This is a genomic window from Psychrobacter immobilis, from assembly GCF_904846185.1.
Classification (GTDB): domain Bacteria; phylum Pseudomonadota; class Gammaproteobacteria; order Pseudomonadales; family Moraxellaceae; genus Psychrobacter; species Psychrobacter immobilis_B.
In genome coordinates this window covers 1-15,775 of record NZ_CAJGZQ010000013.1, presented here as the reverse complement: position 1 = coordinate 15,775, position 15,775 = coordinate 1, and the positions used below count along the sequence as shown (strand labels likewise).

The 15,775-nt window shown below is 43.2% G+C and carries 11 protein-coding genes and 2 tRNA genes; 8 read left to right on the top strand and 5 right to left on the bottom strand.

Going from position 1 to position 15,775, the window contains the following annotated elements; translation table 11 throughout:
- Positions 1–34 precede the first annotated feature (34 nt).
- The 6 genes from JMW94_RS08540 to JMW94_RS08515 all read left to right on the top strand — a co-directional run bounded on the left by JMW94_RS08540 (position 35) and on the right by JMW94_RS08515 (position 6,304).
- Positions 35–754, top strand: coding sequence for a hypothetical protein (locus JMW94_RS08540; RefSeq protein ID WP_227685466.1), 720 nt, complete (start codon positions 35–37; stop codon positions 752–754).
- A 58-nt stretch (positions 755–812) separates the two neighbouring features.
- Positions 813–1,889 carry a DNA polymerase III subunit delta gene (holA, locus tag JMW94_RS08535; protein ID WP_201603960.1) on the top strand — a complete coding sequence of 359 codons (1,077 nt, stop codon included), beginning with the start codon at positions 813–815 and terminating at the stop codon, positions 1,887–1,889.
- Between the two features lie 235 nt (positions 1,890–2,124).
- Complete coding sequence (locus JMW94_RS08530; protein ID WP_201603958.1) at positions 2,125–3,516, top strand: efflux RND transporter periplasmic adaptor subunit; 1,392 nt, start codon at positions 2,125–2,127, stop codon at positions 3,514–3,516.
- Between the two features lie 77 nt (positions 3,517–3,593).
- Positions 3,594–5,591 carry a MacB family efflux pump subunit gene (locus tag JMW94_RS08525; RefSeq protein WP_201603956.1) on the top strand — a complete coding sequence of 666 codons (1,998 nt, stop codon included), beginning with the start codon at positions 3,594–3,596 and terminating at the stop codon, positions 5,589–5,591.
- A gap of 401 nt (positions 5,592–5,992) precedes the next feature.
- Positions 5,993–6,068: transfer RNA gene (locus tag JMW94_RS08520), tRNA-Lys, on the top strand.
- Positions 6,069–6,228: 160 nt separating this feature from the next.
- Positions 6,229–6,304, top strand: a tRNA-Lys gene (locus JMW94_RS08515).
- 63 nt (positions 6,305–6,367) lie between these two features.
- Here JMW94_RS08515 and JMW94_RS08510 read toward each other — a convergent pair.
- Together JMW94_RS08510 and JMW94_RS08505 are read right to left on the bottom strand one after the other, a co-directional pair.
- Positions 6,368–7,156: an MBL fold metallo-hydrolase gene (locus JMW94_RS08510; RefSeq protein WP_201603953.1), complete on the bottom strand. Its 789-nt coding sequence runs from the start codon at positions 7,154–7,156 to the stop codon at positions 6,368–6,370.
- A 244-nt stretch (positions 7,157–7,400) separates the two neighbouring features.
- Complete coding sequence (locus tag JMW94_RS08505; RefSeq protein ID WP_201603951.1) at positions 7,401–9,488, bottom strand: catalase; 2,088 nt, start codon at positions 9,486–9,488, stop codon at positions 7,401–7,403.
- Between the two features lie 312 nt (positions 9,489–9,800).
- Between JMW94_RS08505 and JMW94_RS08500 the strand changes: the two genes are divergently transcribed.
- Positions 9,801–10,592, top strand: a complete 792-nt coding sequence (locus JMW94_RS08500; RefSeq protein ID WP_201603949.1) for a dienelactone hydrolase family protein — start codon at positions 9,801–9,803, stop codon at positions 10,590–10,592.
- A gap of 94 nt (positions 10,593–10,686) precedes the next feature.
- Positions 10,687–13,476: a phosphoenolpyruvate carboxylase gene (gene ppc / locus JMW94_RS08495; protein WP_201603947.1), complete on the top strand. Its 2,790-nt coding sequence runs from the start codon at positions 10,687–10,689 to the stop codon at positions 13,474–13,476.
- Between the two features lie 94 nt (positions 13,477–13,570).
- On the opposite strand, the gene JMW94_RS08490 is transcribed toward ppc, so the two are convergent.
- From JMW94_RS08490 to JMW94_RS08480, 3 genes are all read right to left on the bottom strand, one after another.
- Positions 13,571–14,224: a DUF938 domain-containing protein gene (locus tag JMW94_RS08490; RefSeq protein ID WP_201603945.1), complete on the bottom strand. Its 654-nt coding sequence runs from the start codon at positions 14,222–14,224 to the stop codon at positions 13,571–13,573.
- An 81-nt stretch (positions 14,225–14,305) separates the two neighbouring features.
- The gene (locus JMW94_RS08485) at positions 14,306–14,770 is read right to left on the bottom strand and encodes a flavodoxin family protein (RefSeq protein WP_201603943.1); all 465 of its coding nucleotides are present in this window, start codon (positions 14,768–14,770) and stop codon (positions 14,306–14,308) included.
- Positions 14,771–14,838: 68 nt separating this feature from the next.
- On the bottom strand, positions 14,839–15,249 hold the full coding sequence (locus JMW94_RS08480; protein ID WP_201603941.1) for an OsmC family protein: 411 nt from the start codon (positions 15,247–15,249) through the stop codon (positions 14,839–14,841).
- Between the last annotated feature and the right edge of the window lie 526 nt (positions 15,250–15,775).

The window sequence follows — 15,775 nt, the reverse complement described above, 5'->3', positions numbered from 1 at the left end:
GTCTGAGCCTTTTCATAATATTAGGATAGCGATTATGTCGTATAAATATCGAGCAGGTCAGTCACCCAAAGGCAGCTTAAGCAAAAAAGACGCTTTTGCCAAAAAATCAAGCGGACAAAAACTGGCGGCGGCTTTTCTGACTGCCCTGCCAATGTTTACGCTACTAAGTGCAACGGCAGCTATTAGTGGCTGCGGCTTTCAACTGCGTGGCTATGATGCGCCGATGCTGCTTGATGTCGCCAAAACAGCCGTGATTCTCGAAGACAATCGCACCTCATTTCCGCTTAAGCTGCCATTGACAAGACGCCTAAAAACTTTAGGTGTTGATGTCATTGACAACATGACAGCAGCTGATGTTGCGAACAATAACAAACAAGCAAGTGCTGCACCCATTGCCGCTATCACCATCAGTAACGTCCGTTTTAAGCGTTATGAGCTGGTCGGTGTCTTGACAGAGATACGCTTGGTACTTTCAGCAGATGTCAGCTATCAGACCATGGAAAATGGCAAACCAATTACGCTAAGCAACCCTATCCAAGTCGAGCGTAGCTATCAATATAATGAAGCGTCGGTGAGCACTGATGATCAGCAAGGCGATCAAATTCGTGACTGGCTCTATGACAGTTTAGCACGCCGAATTACTGATCAATATGTCGCCATCTCCCTACCAAAGGTCAGCTCTTCTGGAGTCAGACAATCTGTGCAAAGCGGTAATGGCTCAACATCGATCGCGGTGGTGGTGCCAAACCCATAGTTTATAATGCGCAACACATTCCACGTTTATTTTCATCAATCTGTGTACTTATTACCCTATGCAAGATACCTTTATACAAGCCTACCCAAAGCTACTACAGCCTTCCGTTGCAGTCGCGGGCTTGTGGCTGGCGCATGGTGATGAGCCACTACTCAGTCAATGGCTCATCGATGCCTTACGCCCACATTGGCGCGCGCAGAATTACGCGATCAAGCGTATTGAGCTGATATCGGTCAAGAGCTGGCAAGAAGTATTGTCAGAGCTTGGTAGCCAGTCTTTATTTGATGATGCCAGTGCACTCATCGTGACGGGTAACCATAAGCCTGACAAGGCGGTCATCACTGAGCTTGAGCGCTTTGCCGTTGAAGCTCAAACAGGGACACACAGTCATAGTTTATTATGGCTCACGCCCAAGCAAGACAAACGAGCGCAAAGCAGCAAGTGGTTTACGCCATTTGCTCAATATGGTCATATCATTGATTGCAATTTATATAATGAGCAGCAACGACAGCAGCTATTACAAATACAAGCTCAGCAGTTTGGCTTACGGCTGTCTCAAGAGGCGTGGCAGCTGCTTATGTCGCATACTGAGCACCATCTGCTAAGCGCTTATCAGACCTTATGGCGGCTCTCCTACTTATTTGCGCCGCAGTTAGTCGCTAAGAATATTGAGGCTAGTCAACAGGCTGATCACTCTACACAACTGCCAAACAATGTTGCCTTAGACATTAAGGATCTACAAGCTGCGTTGGTCAGTGATGCACAATTTAGCGTCTTTGATTTATCGGATGCCATGCTTGCCGGTAACAGCACGCAAGTCGCTAAAATCATGTTTCAGCTCAAAGCCACCGACGAGCCAACCACCTTGGTATTATGGGCGATTAGTAAAGACATGCGGCAAATTATGCAGTTGATGGATGGGCAAGATCCACAAGCGCTTGGTATCTGGCGTAGTAAACAAGGGTTGTACCAGCAAGCTTGCCGTCGCCAGTCAAAAACGCAAACGGCTGAATGGCCTGTCCTGCTTTATAAATGTGACCAAGCCATCAAAGGACTCGTGCGTCAGCCAGCGTGGGAGTTATTATTGCAGGCAGCACTTGAGTTGTCAGGTAAGCAGCTGTTTACTGCACGATAAATAGCAATTGTTCTTAGTATACGTCAACGTCTTCATTACTGGCGTAGTCGATTTTTAATCCCCTCCTATTATGATGGCATCCTATCTAAAATTTAATTTTGATAACTTTCAGCGCAGTGCTTGGTCTCCCTCCATAAAAACCACCTTAACCTTTCTTAAACTAATTACCATTCCCTTTTGGACTTCAAGCCTCTACTATATGTACACTTGATTTCATTGTGACTGGATTGTTGTTATGCGCAAAATAAGCAAAAAATCTGCTATTAAATGGGGGGTTATCGCCTTAGTTGTCATAGCATTATTGGCTTTGGCCTATCATTTCTTAAAACCAAAAGATATCACGCCCAATTACTTAACGGCTACCGCTGAAATTGGTGATATTGAAAACAATGTCATGGCTTCTGGCAAAGTTAAAGCGCTAAATACCGTTGATGTCGGCGCGCAAGTATCTGGTGAAGTAAAACGCCTCTACGTTGAGGTTGGTGATGAAGTGCAGCAAGGTGACCTCATTGCCCAGATTGATCAAGTCACTCAGAATAATAACTTGAGTAACGAGCAAGCCACCTTAGAGCAAAGCGTAGCTGCTATTGAAAGCGCTCAAGCAGAAGCACTAAGTCGCCAAGCTGGACTCAAAAGTGCGCAAGCCGATCTTGCAAGTCGTCAAGCTGAATTAAGACAAGCACAAGCAGATTTTTCACGCCTGCAAGGACTACTCGCTATCGATGCGATATCACAACAGGATTACGATACACAGGCAACAAAAGTTCAAACAGCGCAGGCAGCGGTCGCCAATGCACGCGCTGCTATTGATACGGCACAAGCCGCCATTGCAACAGCCACTGCAAACATTAATAGCCAACAAGCAGCATTACGAAAGTCTCAAACCAATGTCGCAACGGCTCAAGAAGACCTTAGCTATACAACGATTCGCGCGCCAATATCAGGTACTGTCGTCTCAGTGACCACAGAGCAAGGCACGACGGTCAATGCCAATCAAACAGCCCCGACCATCGTAACTTTAGCAGATTTGTCTACTGTTAGAATCAACGCTCAAATCTCTGAGGCTGATGTCATTAATGTCAAAGCAGGCATGCCCGTTTACTTTAATATCATTGGTAATCCTGACCAAAAGTTTGACTCCGTACTCAGAGCAATTGAGCCTGCCCCTGAAATGATTAGTGAAACCAGCTCTACCGACTCTGCTATCTATTATGTCGGCTACATCGAAGTGCCTAATACTGACCGTCGCCTTCGTATTGATATGACTGCGCAAGTTTATATCATCATCAACGAAGCAAAGAATGCTTTATTGATTCCCTCTGCTGCACTGCAAGCTGGCAAAAATGCTAGTAAATCGCCCCGCAATGCCGATATAGCCAAGACCGACAGTGAAACTCAAAAAAAGGTACAAAAGAGTAATCAAGACGATACTCAAAAAAATGCCACTACCGCTACCGTCCGAGTCTTACAAGCAGATGGTAATGTGGTTGAGCAAACGGTCACAGTTGGTATCAATAACCGAGTCAACGCTCAGATTTTGAGCGGTTTGAATGAGGGTGATGAGGTGATACTAAGCGAAGAAGGTCCGAAGAAACAAAGTAAAGGCGGTGGTGGACGTCCATTCTAATAAATCAGACATGCTAAAAAATAGCTTTAGATTACAAAAAACGCTTCTGATATTGACTGATATAGGCAACCACATAAATGGATACTAAAAACCCCATTGTAAATACGGCAGCAGATGCCCCTTTGATGCAAGTCAAAGGGCTGATTAAAGAGTTCAATGCTGGTGAGCAAACCATTCGTGTGCTACACGATATTGATTTAACCATCAATCAAGGCGAAATGGTTGCCATCATCGGTCAGTCTGGTTCAGGCAAGTCCACTTTAATGAATATTTTGGGCTGCTTAGATAAAGCAAGCGCGGGCGATTACCAAATATTTGGGAAATCGGTCAGTCAGCTTGATGCTGATGAGCTGGCTGAACTACGCCGCGAGCATTTTGGCTTTATTTTTCAGCGATATCATTTATTAGGTGATATCAATGCACGAGACAATGTCGCTGTTCCAGCGGTTTATGCAGGTATGGATGGACACACACGCAGCGAGCGAGCCATAAAGCTCCTGTCGGATCTAGGATTAGGAGATAAAACCACCAATCGACCAAACCAGCTCTCAGGTGGTCAGCAGCAGCGCGTTTCTATCGCTCGTGCGCTAATGAATGGCGGTGATATCATCTTGGCCGATGAGCCAACTGGCGCGCTAGACAGCAAGTCTGGTGAAGATGTGATGCAAATTTTGTATGATCTAAAAGCCAAAGGTCATACTATTATCATGGTCACTCATGACCCTAAGCTCGCAGCGCAGGCCGAACGTGTCATTGAACTCAAAGATGGCCATATTATCGCTGATTACAAGACCGAACACTATCATCCAACCCATATCCAACCTGAGCCGATTTTAGACAATAATCGTAAAGGGGCTTTTAGTGGCTTTATTGATCGCTTGTTTGAAGCATTCAAAATGTCACTACTGGCGATGCGTGCTCATAAGATGCGCACATTATTGACCATGCTTGGCATTATCATTGGTATCGCCTCAGTGGTCTCAGTGGTCGGGCTTGGCAAAGGCTCTCAAGAACAAATTTTATCAAATATTAGCTCACTGGGTACCAACACCATCACCGTTATTGACGGCTACCCTTACGGCGACCCAAGGCGAAGTTTTGGCGATGACAACTTAACACCTGATGACGCGCAAGCAGTCGCCGACCAGCCCTACGTCATTAGTGTCAGTCCACAGCTTGATAGCAATATGAATGTGCGCTATCGCAATATACAAGAAGCTGCCAGTATCAGCGGCGTCGGTGAAGATTATCTGGATGTGAGTGGAGAGAAACTCGCTCAAGGTCAAGGCTTCGATGAACAAAGCATCTCACTCCGTACTCAAGACATCATTATCGATGATAACGCCCTGCAAACTTTCTTCCCTGACAATCCCAACCCTATCGGTGAAGTAGTACTGATTGGCAGTGTTCCTGGACGTGTCATCGGTGTACTTGAGCCTAACAGTAGTGGCTTTAGTAGAAATACGGATACACCAACGTTTTACATGCCTTATACCACTATGATGTCACGTCTCATAGGCAGCACCTATATCGAAAGCTTTGTTGCACTTATCGATAATAATATATCGTCTGCTGCCGCTGAAGCCGCTATTTCCAGTCTAATGACAAGCCGACACGGCACTGACGATTTTCGTATACGAAACTCAGATTCTATCCGTGAGACTATCGAATCGACGACTGGTGCATTGACCCTACTGATATCCTCAATTGCCATTATCTCTTTGATTGTTGGTGGCATCGGAGTGATGAATATTATGTTGGTATCAGTGACCGAACGTACTAATGAGATAGGCGTACGCATGGCAGTAGGTGCCCGCCAAAATGATATTATGCAACAGTTTCTCATTGAAGCCATACTGGTTTGTATTTTAGGTGGTCTGCTAGGTATTGGATTGGCATTTGCCATTGGCGAGCTGATTAACCGAGTGGGCGGTGATAGCTTCCAAGTTATCTACTCACCAACCTCTATTATTGCTGCATTTATATGTTCAACACTGATTGGTGTCGTATTTGGATTCTTGCCAGCGCGTAATGCTGCTAAATTAGATCCTGTTGAAGCACTGTCTAGGGACTAAAACGTCGCGACTGACGTTTTAAATAGGCATTTACTGCCATGAAACAGCCACCAATAAGCCAAATTATATAAAAAAACGCATTTTTTCGCATTAATTGCACTTTTTTTATATTACGGGGTTGTAATTGTCCTGATAGTGTATATAATGTGCTCTCACGTTTAGGGATAGAAATTCTTTAAACGTTGAAACAAACTTAATGCCTCTTTTAATGTTGATTTACCTAATATTAAAAATTAAGTTTAAAGACATTTTTTAGATGTCTAGTTTTAATAAGTTTGCCTTCAAGGAAACTTATCTTGTAGTAGATATAAACCTAGTAAAGGTATAGAGTTTTTAGAATTTACGAAAATGTAAACTCTCTTGTACTCAGATGAAGTAATATTTCATTTTATCTTCGCTCAGGGCCGATAGCTCAGTTGGTAGAGCAGTTGACTTTTAATCAATTGGTCCCGCGTTCGAGTCGCGGTCGGCCCACCATATTTAGTATTATGCTTGTTATGTACATTGCCCTATCAGGTATTGGCATAATAAGTAACAAAGTTTAAGAAGCTTTCCTTTAGAAAACTTCACCGAATTTACGAAGTTGTAAATTCACTTGCAGAGTTAAAAAAAGCCATGCTTTTTTATACACTCTTCAGGGCCGATAGCTCAGTTGGTAGAGCAGTTGACTTTTAATCAATTGGTCCCGCGTTCGAGTCGCGGTCGGCCCACCATATTTAGAAAGCCCAGTCATTATATTAATAATGACTGGGCTTTTTTTTGCTTAAAATTTCACTTTATTTTTTACGGTTTCGTTTAAAAATAGTGAAGTCAGTGTCTTTTCGCCACAGTAGCTTATGCTTAATCGTGTCTTTGATCGTCCGTGGATGCTTAGGTGCTTGCGTAATCAGCATATCAAACGTTTCTGCGTCGATTGCTAGCTCACGCCCATGTGCCATCATAACCATAGAAGGTTTTAACGCCTTTATTCTTTGTAGTGACTGAATATAGACTTTAGGATCATAAATAGGAAAAGGCGCCACAAACTTATGACGCAGTTTGATAATGAGATCGGCCGTATAGACTTGCCGACTTGGTACATGAAATAGAGACAAGTCACGATCTGTATGTCCGGGTGTTTCCAGTACTTGCCATTCATCAAATTTCGGCACACTATCCCCATCTTTAACGATAATATCAGGCGTAAGATGGGCAGGATAACACAGGTTCTTAAGGGAGCGACCTTGACGTCTCGCCACATAATGCGCAAGGTTTATATCCACAAAATGCATGGCATGCCCACCGATACCGCTATACCATTGACGCTTTTTTTCTGCTGAAACAATGATACAGCCCGTCTCTTTTCTGAATTGATGAGCGCCACCTGCATGATCAGGATGCATATGAGTGACCACGACGACTTTTAGATCCGTTATTGGTCGTTGCAACATTGTCTTAATATAGTCTAATACCATCGGCACATCAGGGCGACACGCCCCATCTAGCAGCATAATTTTATCTGGATATACCGCAAGATAAGTACTTTGGATATATCCTTCTAAACGTACAATTTCACATAAACTCATTTGCATTCCCTGCTACATGATTGCTCACTGTTATAGTATCCCTACTATAGGAGGCGCTTTTAACGCGCCTTAATAGAATTTAGTATAACGCCCGCCATTTAACTTGTAATGACTTTGAGTGAACGCTTGTGGCTATAAATTGCTTTCTTATAAAACTTACAATAAAAGAACCCAGCGCTAAGGCTGAGTTTTCGTTAAATCGGTAAAATTCTAAAAGTATCAGAAGTTTAAACTTAATACTACCTTATGCCAAATCACGAACCTTTGGCTCACGTTCCCACAGACGAGATTTGGCATTCTCAATAAAAGTATCCAATTCAGCCAGTGGCGTGACAAAGGCATCTTTTTCGATAGGTAGCTTACTTAAGATGAACTCATCGGTCGCCCCGCAATAAGCGATGGCTTTGCAATGACCATACGCATCATTGAACCAATCTAGTGCTGAGCTGTCTTTTGCTAACTTTTTAGCTTGGTCTGGCATAATGATACTAACGACCGCATCAAACATCACTGATGGACCGCCAGCGAGACGCTCATCTGCTTGTATGCGAGTGTCGTCATCTAAGACAACTTCTTTATTGGGCGCAACGATTTTCACGCTAGCACCCTGCATTTTTGCCGCCTCTTCGAACTTTTTGATTTCACTATGCTTTGAGCCTTCAGCGACCAAGATACCAATCAAACGCCCTTGTAAACTTTTCGGCGTTAGACCAATGGTTTGTACTGCTTTCGATGTCGCCATATCCTGTACAGGAGCAGCGGCATCAGCAGGCTCTGGCAGTTCCATACCTAGCGCTGTTGCCACACGATTTGCCAAGTCTTCATCGATATGCGGCAGATGGCTCAGCATACGCGTACGTACATGCGCCGTATCTACTTTACCTAGCTCAAAGGCATAGGCAGAAGCAATGTGCGCTTGCTCAGCTGGCGTCTGGCTACGATAGAACATCCGCGGTTGACTATAATGATCGGCAAAGCTCTCTGCGCGCACGCGACCTTTCACACCATCATCCAACTGCTCATGGAATGATTCAAAGCCACGTTTGGCACTTTCGCGCGGTCTAGTCAGATCTAAGCTTTGCGGTTCATAGAGCACACGAGTCTTAGGTACTTGCATCTGCATATGACCATCTTGCTGATTATTGGCAAACGGACATTTCGGCGCATTGATTGGAATTTGGGCAAAGTTAGGCGAACCTAAACGTGATAACTGCGTGTCTAGATAACTGAACAAACGACCTTGTAATAATGGATCGTTACTGAAATCAATGCCCGGTGGCAGATGCGATGGGCAGAACGCCACTTGCTCGGTTTCTGCAAAGAAATTATCCGGATAAAGGTTTAGCACCATTTTACCAATGATTTTAACGGGCACCATCTCTTCTGGAATCAATTTAGTGGCATCTAAATGATCAAACGGGAATTTATCAGCTTCTTCTTCAGTAAATAACTGTACGCCAAACTCCCATTCAGGATAGTCGCCATTATTAATGGCTTCAAACAAATCACGACGATGATAATCAGGGTCAGCGCCTGAGATTTTTACCGCCTCATCCCACGTGGTTGACTGTACACCGAGTATAGGTTTCCAATGGAAACGGACAAAGGTGCTCTTGCCTTCTTTGTTGATTAAGCGATAGCTGTGAATACCAAAGCCTTCCATCATACGTAAACTGCGTGGTAGTGCACGATCACTCATCAGCCAAATTAAATTATGCATGGTCTCAGGACTTAATGACACAAAGTCCCAAAAAGTATCGTGCGCCGAAGCGGCTTGCGGAAATCCACGATCAGGCTCTGGTTTGACCGCATGAATCAAATCTGGAAACTTCATCGCATCTTGAATAAAGAAAATTGGCATGTTGTTACCAACGATGTCCCAATTGCCTTCTTCGGTATAAATCTTCACAGCAAAACCACGCACATCACGTGGCGTATCTTTTGAGCCTTTGTTACCAGCAACCGTAGAAAAACGGGTAAATAAAGGCGTCTGCTTATCCGTCTCGGTCAAAATTTTCGCCGTGGTATATTCTTCTAATGATTCTGTCAGCTCAAAATAACCGTGAGCAGCACTACCACGCGCATGAACGATACGCTCAGGAATACGCTCATGGTCAAAATGATGAATTTTTTCTCGTAATACAAAGTCCTCTAATAAGGTTGGCCCACGTGCGCCTGCTTTTAGAGAGTTTTGATTATCAGAGATGACGACACCTTGTTGGGTCGTTAGCACTTTAGCGTCATCCCCTGCGCGCTGGTGAGTCTCACCGCCATTGCCACGTTCCGTATTCATATCTTTAGCGGGGTCAGTATGATCAATATTATTTTTCATTATGCATCCTAGCTAGTAATTAAAAGTAGGCTCTATTTCTTTAGAACCTTTGTATAGAGCTGTCTTTAATATTAGCCAAAAAATATGACTAATTCATGGCACTCCTTGTTGATATTTGGTTAAAGTTTGCAGCCGTGATAAAGCCGTAATTTCAGCGTATTTAAATAGAGCTTTAACGTTGACGATAGATTCTTGTCATGTGGTGATTTTTTAAGGTATGCTCTTAGGAAGCATTAAAACAGTTGATAAATAAAATGGGCATGGTTTTAGCCAACTATTTATCTTTTTTATACAATTATAAGGCGACCTACCATGTTATCAACTTTAAAGACTACGTCCAAAAAACCTTATCACTCATTGCTAATGGGTGCGTCAATCGGACTAATGGCACTCACTTTTAGCCAAACAGCTGCCGCTATTACGACCAAAAATATTACCTATACCGTGGATGATCAAGCATACGAAGGCTATTACGCCAAAGCCGACAAAGCTAATGCGCCTTTTATCCTACTCATTCATGATTGGGATGGATTGACAGACTATGAGCGCAAACGTGCTGACATGTTAGCCACTGAGGGCTACAACGTATTGGCGGCAGACATGTTCGGGCAAGGCGTTCGTCCTACTTCTATTGAAGAAAACAAACGCTTAACTGGGGAGTTATACGATGATCGCAATAAAATGCGCCGCATACTTCAAGGTGCGTTGAATGCTGGACGACTACAAGGTAATGATGTGCGTAAAGGCACTACCATGGGATATTGTTTTGGCGGTACCGTTGCTCTGGAGCTGGCGCGCTCAGGATTTGAGCAAAAAGCATTTGTACCCTTCCATGGTGCCTTTGATATTCCAACGGGTCAAAGTTATGACAAGACAACTGGAGAAATCTTAGTATTCCATGGCTCTGCTGATGAATCTGTCTCTCTAGAGAGCTTCGCCACTTTGGGTAAGACGCTAGAAGCCGCCAACGTACCGCATGAGATGGTGACATACAGTGGTGCACCACATGCCTTTAGCGTGTTCGGCAGTGATAGATATGATGCACGTGCAGATGAGCGCTCTTGGAAACGCTATTTGGATTTTTTAGCAAATGAATATAAATAACTTTAATTTATATCCTATAAGAACAGCGACCCTTAATTATTAACCAGCCTATCTCATTGATAAATGAGTCGATTAAAAGCCAAGGAAGCCAATTATGTTATTGAAGAACGACGTATTGCGTGCGCGTGTTAGATTGTTAGGCGCATTTTTAGGTGAGGCCATTTCTCGCCAATCTGGGGAGGATACCCTACGTACTATCGAAACATTGCGCAAAGGCTTTATTCAGGAGCGCCGCGAGCATAATCCAGCACACAAACAGCAGCTGATCGATCTTATTGCCTCATTAGACAATCAAACCTTAAAAAACGTCATTCGCGCATTCTCTATTTACTTTTTCCTCGCCAATTTAACGGAAGAAAACTATCTGCGTGAGCAACGCCGTACTATGCGTGCCCAGTCCAATCAAAGCTGGGAAGGATCCTTTCGCCGCACCTTGTTAGAATGCCGTGAGCGGCAAATCGAACCTGCGCAAATCAAAGAGCTTATTGATCACCTTAAATTTATTCCTGTTTTTACGGCTCATCCTACCGAAGCCCGTAGACGCACCACCATGAATATCTTGCAGACCCTCTATGAGCATACCGATGCCATGAGCGACTATCCCGAAGGCAGTCTAGCCTTTATGCAAGCCAAGCAAAAAACAGCAGAAACCATTGACTTGCTGTGGTCATCAGACGAAGTTCGCAGCCGAAAACCTTTGGTTTATGATGAAATAAACAACGGCTTACACTATTTTGATGCCAGCTTATTCACTGCCATTCCCAAAGTATATCGTAATATAAAAGACGCTATCGTCGATATCTATCCTGAGTTAATCGACTACCCTTTACCCGCCTTTGTCAGTTTTGGCTCTTGGATTGGCGGCGATAGAGATGGCAATCCATTCGTTACCCATGAAACCACTGAAATGGCGGTATTGATGCATGCTAATACCGTGCTACGCCATTACCAAGTATTGGTCAGAAAATTGCGTCGTGAGCTGATTCATAGCGATACTATCGTCGATATCGCGCCAGAGATTTATACTCGTATCAAAGACTACAGCACACTCGATCAAAAAGTCTTTTGCTACAATCCTGATGATTACAATAATGAACCGTACCGAAGATTGCTGTCCATTATTCTGGCTAAAATAAAAGCGACCAACCAGCATATCCAAAGCCAAGGCACAGATAAAGAGGCTGCACAAGAGGCTTACTCAACACCGACAGCCTTGTTAGATGATTTACGCCTTATTCGCAAAAGCGTTAATACTCATGACAAAGCGCATGGCGAAGGCTTACTACTTGATACTATTCGCCTAGTCAAAACCTGTGGATTCCATTTAGCCTCGCTAGATATTCGCCAAGATTCAGGATATCACGGCGAAGTCATTGCAGATATTTTTGCTAGCGCCTCGAATCTACCCGACTATCGCACCCTCAGCGAAACAGAGCGCCAACAATGGCTAACCCGTTTGCTAGAAAAGCCAGGTGCACCGCTGATTTATACCGACAACTTAAGCGCGCAAACACACGAACAGCTTGCTCTGATGAATTCTGTCGCTAAACTGCGTAAACTGGTTGGCGACGATACTTTTGGTAGCTATGTAATTTCGATGACCAACAACGCCAGTCAGCTATTAGAGGTACTGCTACTGATGCGTTTTGCAGGCTTATCGGGTATTGATAAGAACGGGCATTTATTTTCTGCCCTACCAGTTGCGCCACTGTTTGAAACTATCGAAGATTTAAAAAATATCGATAAGATTATGCCAATGGTGTTGGACAATCCGCTATATCGGGAGTTACTTGAGCACTCAGGAAACATTCAAGAGATTATGCTTGGCTACTCAGACTCCTCTAAAGACGGCGGCATTATTACTTCCGCTTGGCAGTTATATAGTGCCCAGCAAACCATCACCGATATCGCCAATCAATATGGTATCACCACCCGCCTGTTCCATGGTCGTGGTGGTTCCGTCAGTCGTGGTGGTGGCTCAACCCATCAAGCCATCGCTGCTCAGCCTGCTGGCACTTTACATGGACAGATCAAGTTCACCGAACAAGGCGAAGTACTTTACGCCAAGTATGCCAATCCAGATACTGCCGTGTTTGAATTAACCATGGGAATCACGGGGGCGCTAAAAGCCAGCTCGTCACGATTTGTCGAACAACCCAAACAGCTAGATAGCTATGAAGCGTTGTTTGCTGACTTGGCAGATGCAGGCGAACAGCAATATCGAGAGCTGACGGATAATACAGAGGGCTTCTATCAGTTTTATTCTGAGGCCACGCCAGTACAAGAGATTTCATTGCTCAATATTGGCTCGCGTCCTGCTCACCGTAAAAAAGGACTGCCGAGCAAATCGACGATTCGGGCGATACCGTGGGTATTTGGCTGGTCATTGGCACGCTTTACCCTTCCCGCTTGGTATGGCGTGGGCAGTGCTTTAGATAGCGTCAAAAAAGACGAAGCGTTAATGAAGGAGATGAATAAAAACTGGCCATTTTTCAATGTCTTTATCAGTAATATTGAAATGGCTTTTACAAAATCCGAGATGAATATCGCCCGTGCATACAGTCAACTGTGTAAAGACGAAAGCTTACGTGAGCAAGTCATGCAGGCAGTGATTGATGAGCATGAACTGACGCACGCAGGTCTCAACTCCTTGCTAGAACAAGCGTCTTTACTCTCAAACCAACAAGAATTGGCTCAGTCATTAGAATGGCGTAACGCCTATTTAGACCCCATCAACTATATCCAGATTGAGCTACTCAAGCGTATGCGCCAGCCTGATAACGCTAGTGATGATAAATTGGAAAATAACGAGAGACTGGCTGTCGAAGATGCATTAATTCGTAGCATCAATGCTTTGGCAGCAGGGCTACGCAATACGGGTTAGTATTTATAAATAGGTTGGTCTTTACGGATTCAAACTTATATAAAGCTGAGTTGATTCATGGTGTTATAACAGTGGATCAACTCAGCTTTTTACGTTAATAGAGTTTTTTGAATACCAATATTTGATTGTTAGATGGCATCTCATAACGCTTACTTAACGTTAAATGATGTGTATTTGCCAAATCTATAACGTCTTCTAAATGACGGATGCCACTGTTAGCATCGCGCTGGCGCAAGCTATGGTCAAACTGACGATTGCTTGCGCTGCTATAACTGCCATTTTCGTTAAAGGGTCCATAAACGATGAATTTACCATTTAAAGGTAGCATATCACCGACCAATTGGAATAATTTAGCCACTAAAGTCCACGACATAATATGCAAGCTATTGGCGGTAAATACTGCATCATAAGGCGCATCGGCAACCTCATTGACTGGCACTGAGTTACACGATACATCAAAAGGGAGCGGTGCATATAAATTAGGGGCAGGATAAGCAGCACGCCAAGCATTGATGGTGGCATGATGCGCTGATACGTCACTGGTTTGCCAGTGTAAATGCGTCAAACGTGGCGCAAAATAGACACTATGCTGCCCCGTACCTGACCCAACCTCTAACACATGAATAGAACATTGCAACTCTTGCTGTAAAACTTCTAGAATCGGCTGCTTATTATTTTCACACGCTTGAGAAAATGCTATTCCAGTAGGAGCAATCGATTGGCTATTATCTAAATCATCATTCAACACTGCTAATATCCTTTATCCTTATATATCTTCATTACTGTAGCTTTGATATTAATAATGGCGACAAGCAAAGCGTCGAAAAAACTAATAAATACCCGCTTCTACCCCAGCTGCCATTGTCATCGCTAACTCTTCGACTTGCTCAGTAAAATTTTCTTGCCAATCGCCTTGTAAAATCAGCGCCTCTTGAATCCATGACCAGCGTAATCCCGTGGTAATGGTTCTGATAGCAAGCTTAGTACCTGTCCCATCATGCCCTGCGCGAATATATACCGCAAATGGCATGCCCTGCTTCTTCTCTAACACCGGATAATAACAGCGATCAAAGAAGTCTTTGGTCAGCCCTGCCATATAAGCCAAGTTCTCAGTCGTTCCTAATAATACTGCATCTGCCGCTAATACATCTTCGGGCTGGGTATCTTGTGGTAACTTTAATATGACATTGATATCTAAATCAGGATGACTAGCGCCATCATACGCCGCATGAGCCATTTTTTTGGTATTAGGCGATGGCGCATGCGCGACAATAAGTAAGGTTTTGCTAGCCATATTAATCACCTTTACAGAGGCTATTAACTTTTGGAATTAGTAGTTTTTGGAATCAACAACTCTTAGGATTAATAGTTCTTAGAATTAATAGTTACCTTTTGAATGATATCAGGATGGATGCTTTTAGCAACCGGACAAGTCAGCGCAGTGTTATAAAATATTTTTTGTGTTTTATCATCTAGCTTTTGATTAAAAGTAATCGCAACATGTACTTCACTTACCCGTCTTGGATCAGCAGACATTACTTTTGTCACTTCAGCCGTAGTACCTGCAATATCAATTTCCATATCACGAGCTTTAATACCAATAATGGTCAACATACAACTGGCTAAGCTCGTCGCCAATAAATCAGTCGGTGAAAATGCTTCGCCTTTACCATGATTATCGACAGGCGCATCAGTGATAATTTCATTGTTTGACTGCAAGTGAATGGCAGTAGTGCGCAAGTCGCCTTGGTAGGTTACTTTTGAGGTTGTCATAGGTTTTTCCTTAATAGTTGTTATTGTTATATTATCACTCTTTAAAAAGCTTTAAATAGTCCTCTAATGGATAGTAGGCACTTTAAATTCTTTATTAAAAATATGAGACTTCAATTTTAGAAAAAGGATTTGTGTATAACGCATCTTTAAGCGGCATGGAATATTTGATTATGATGTAAAGTGAAGGGAAACCTAATCGAATATTTTTCCCATTTAAAAGTTGCCTTAGTCATTTTCAAAATGAGCTGTAATTACAGACTCAGCACATGAAATGTTTTTACTGTATTGATGCCGTAAAAAAGCACTAAATTTACGAGATTTCACATCTAACTCTAAGCCATTTAGCTTTTTGTTTTCAAGAAAAATATGAAGTTCATAATTTGCAATATCTTCTTCGTAGATATAGTCAGTCTTTTATAAATAAGATACAATACTTTTAAAATAAGCGACACGGCAGAAGAATACATGACCTATTCAGCAGACTTTCGAGCGCAAGTGATCAAAAGTGTCCAAAACAAAGACATGA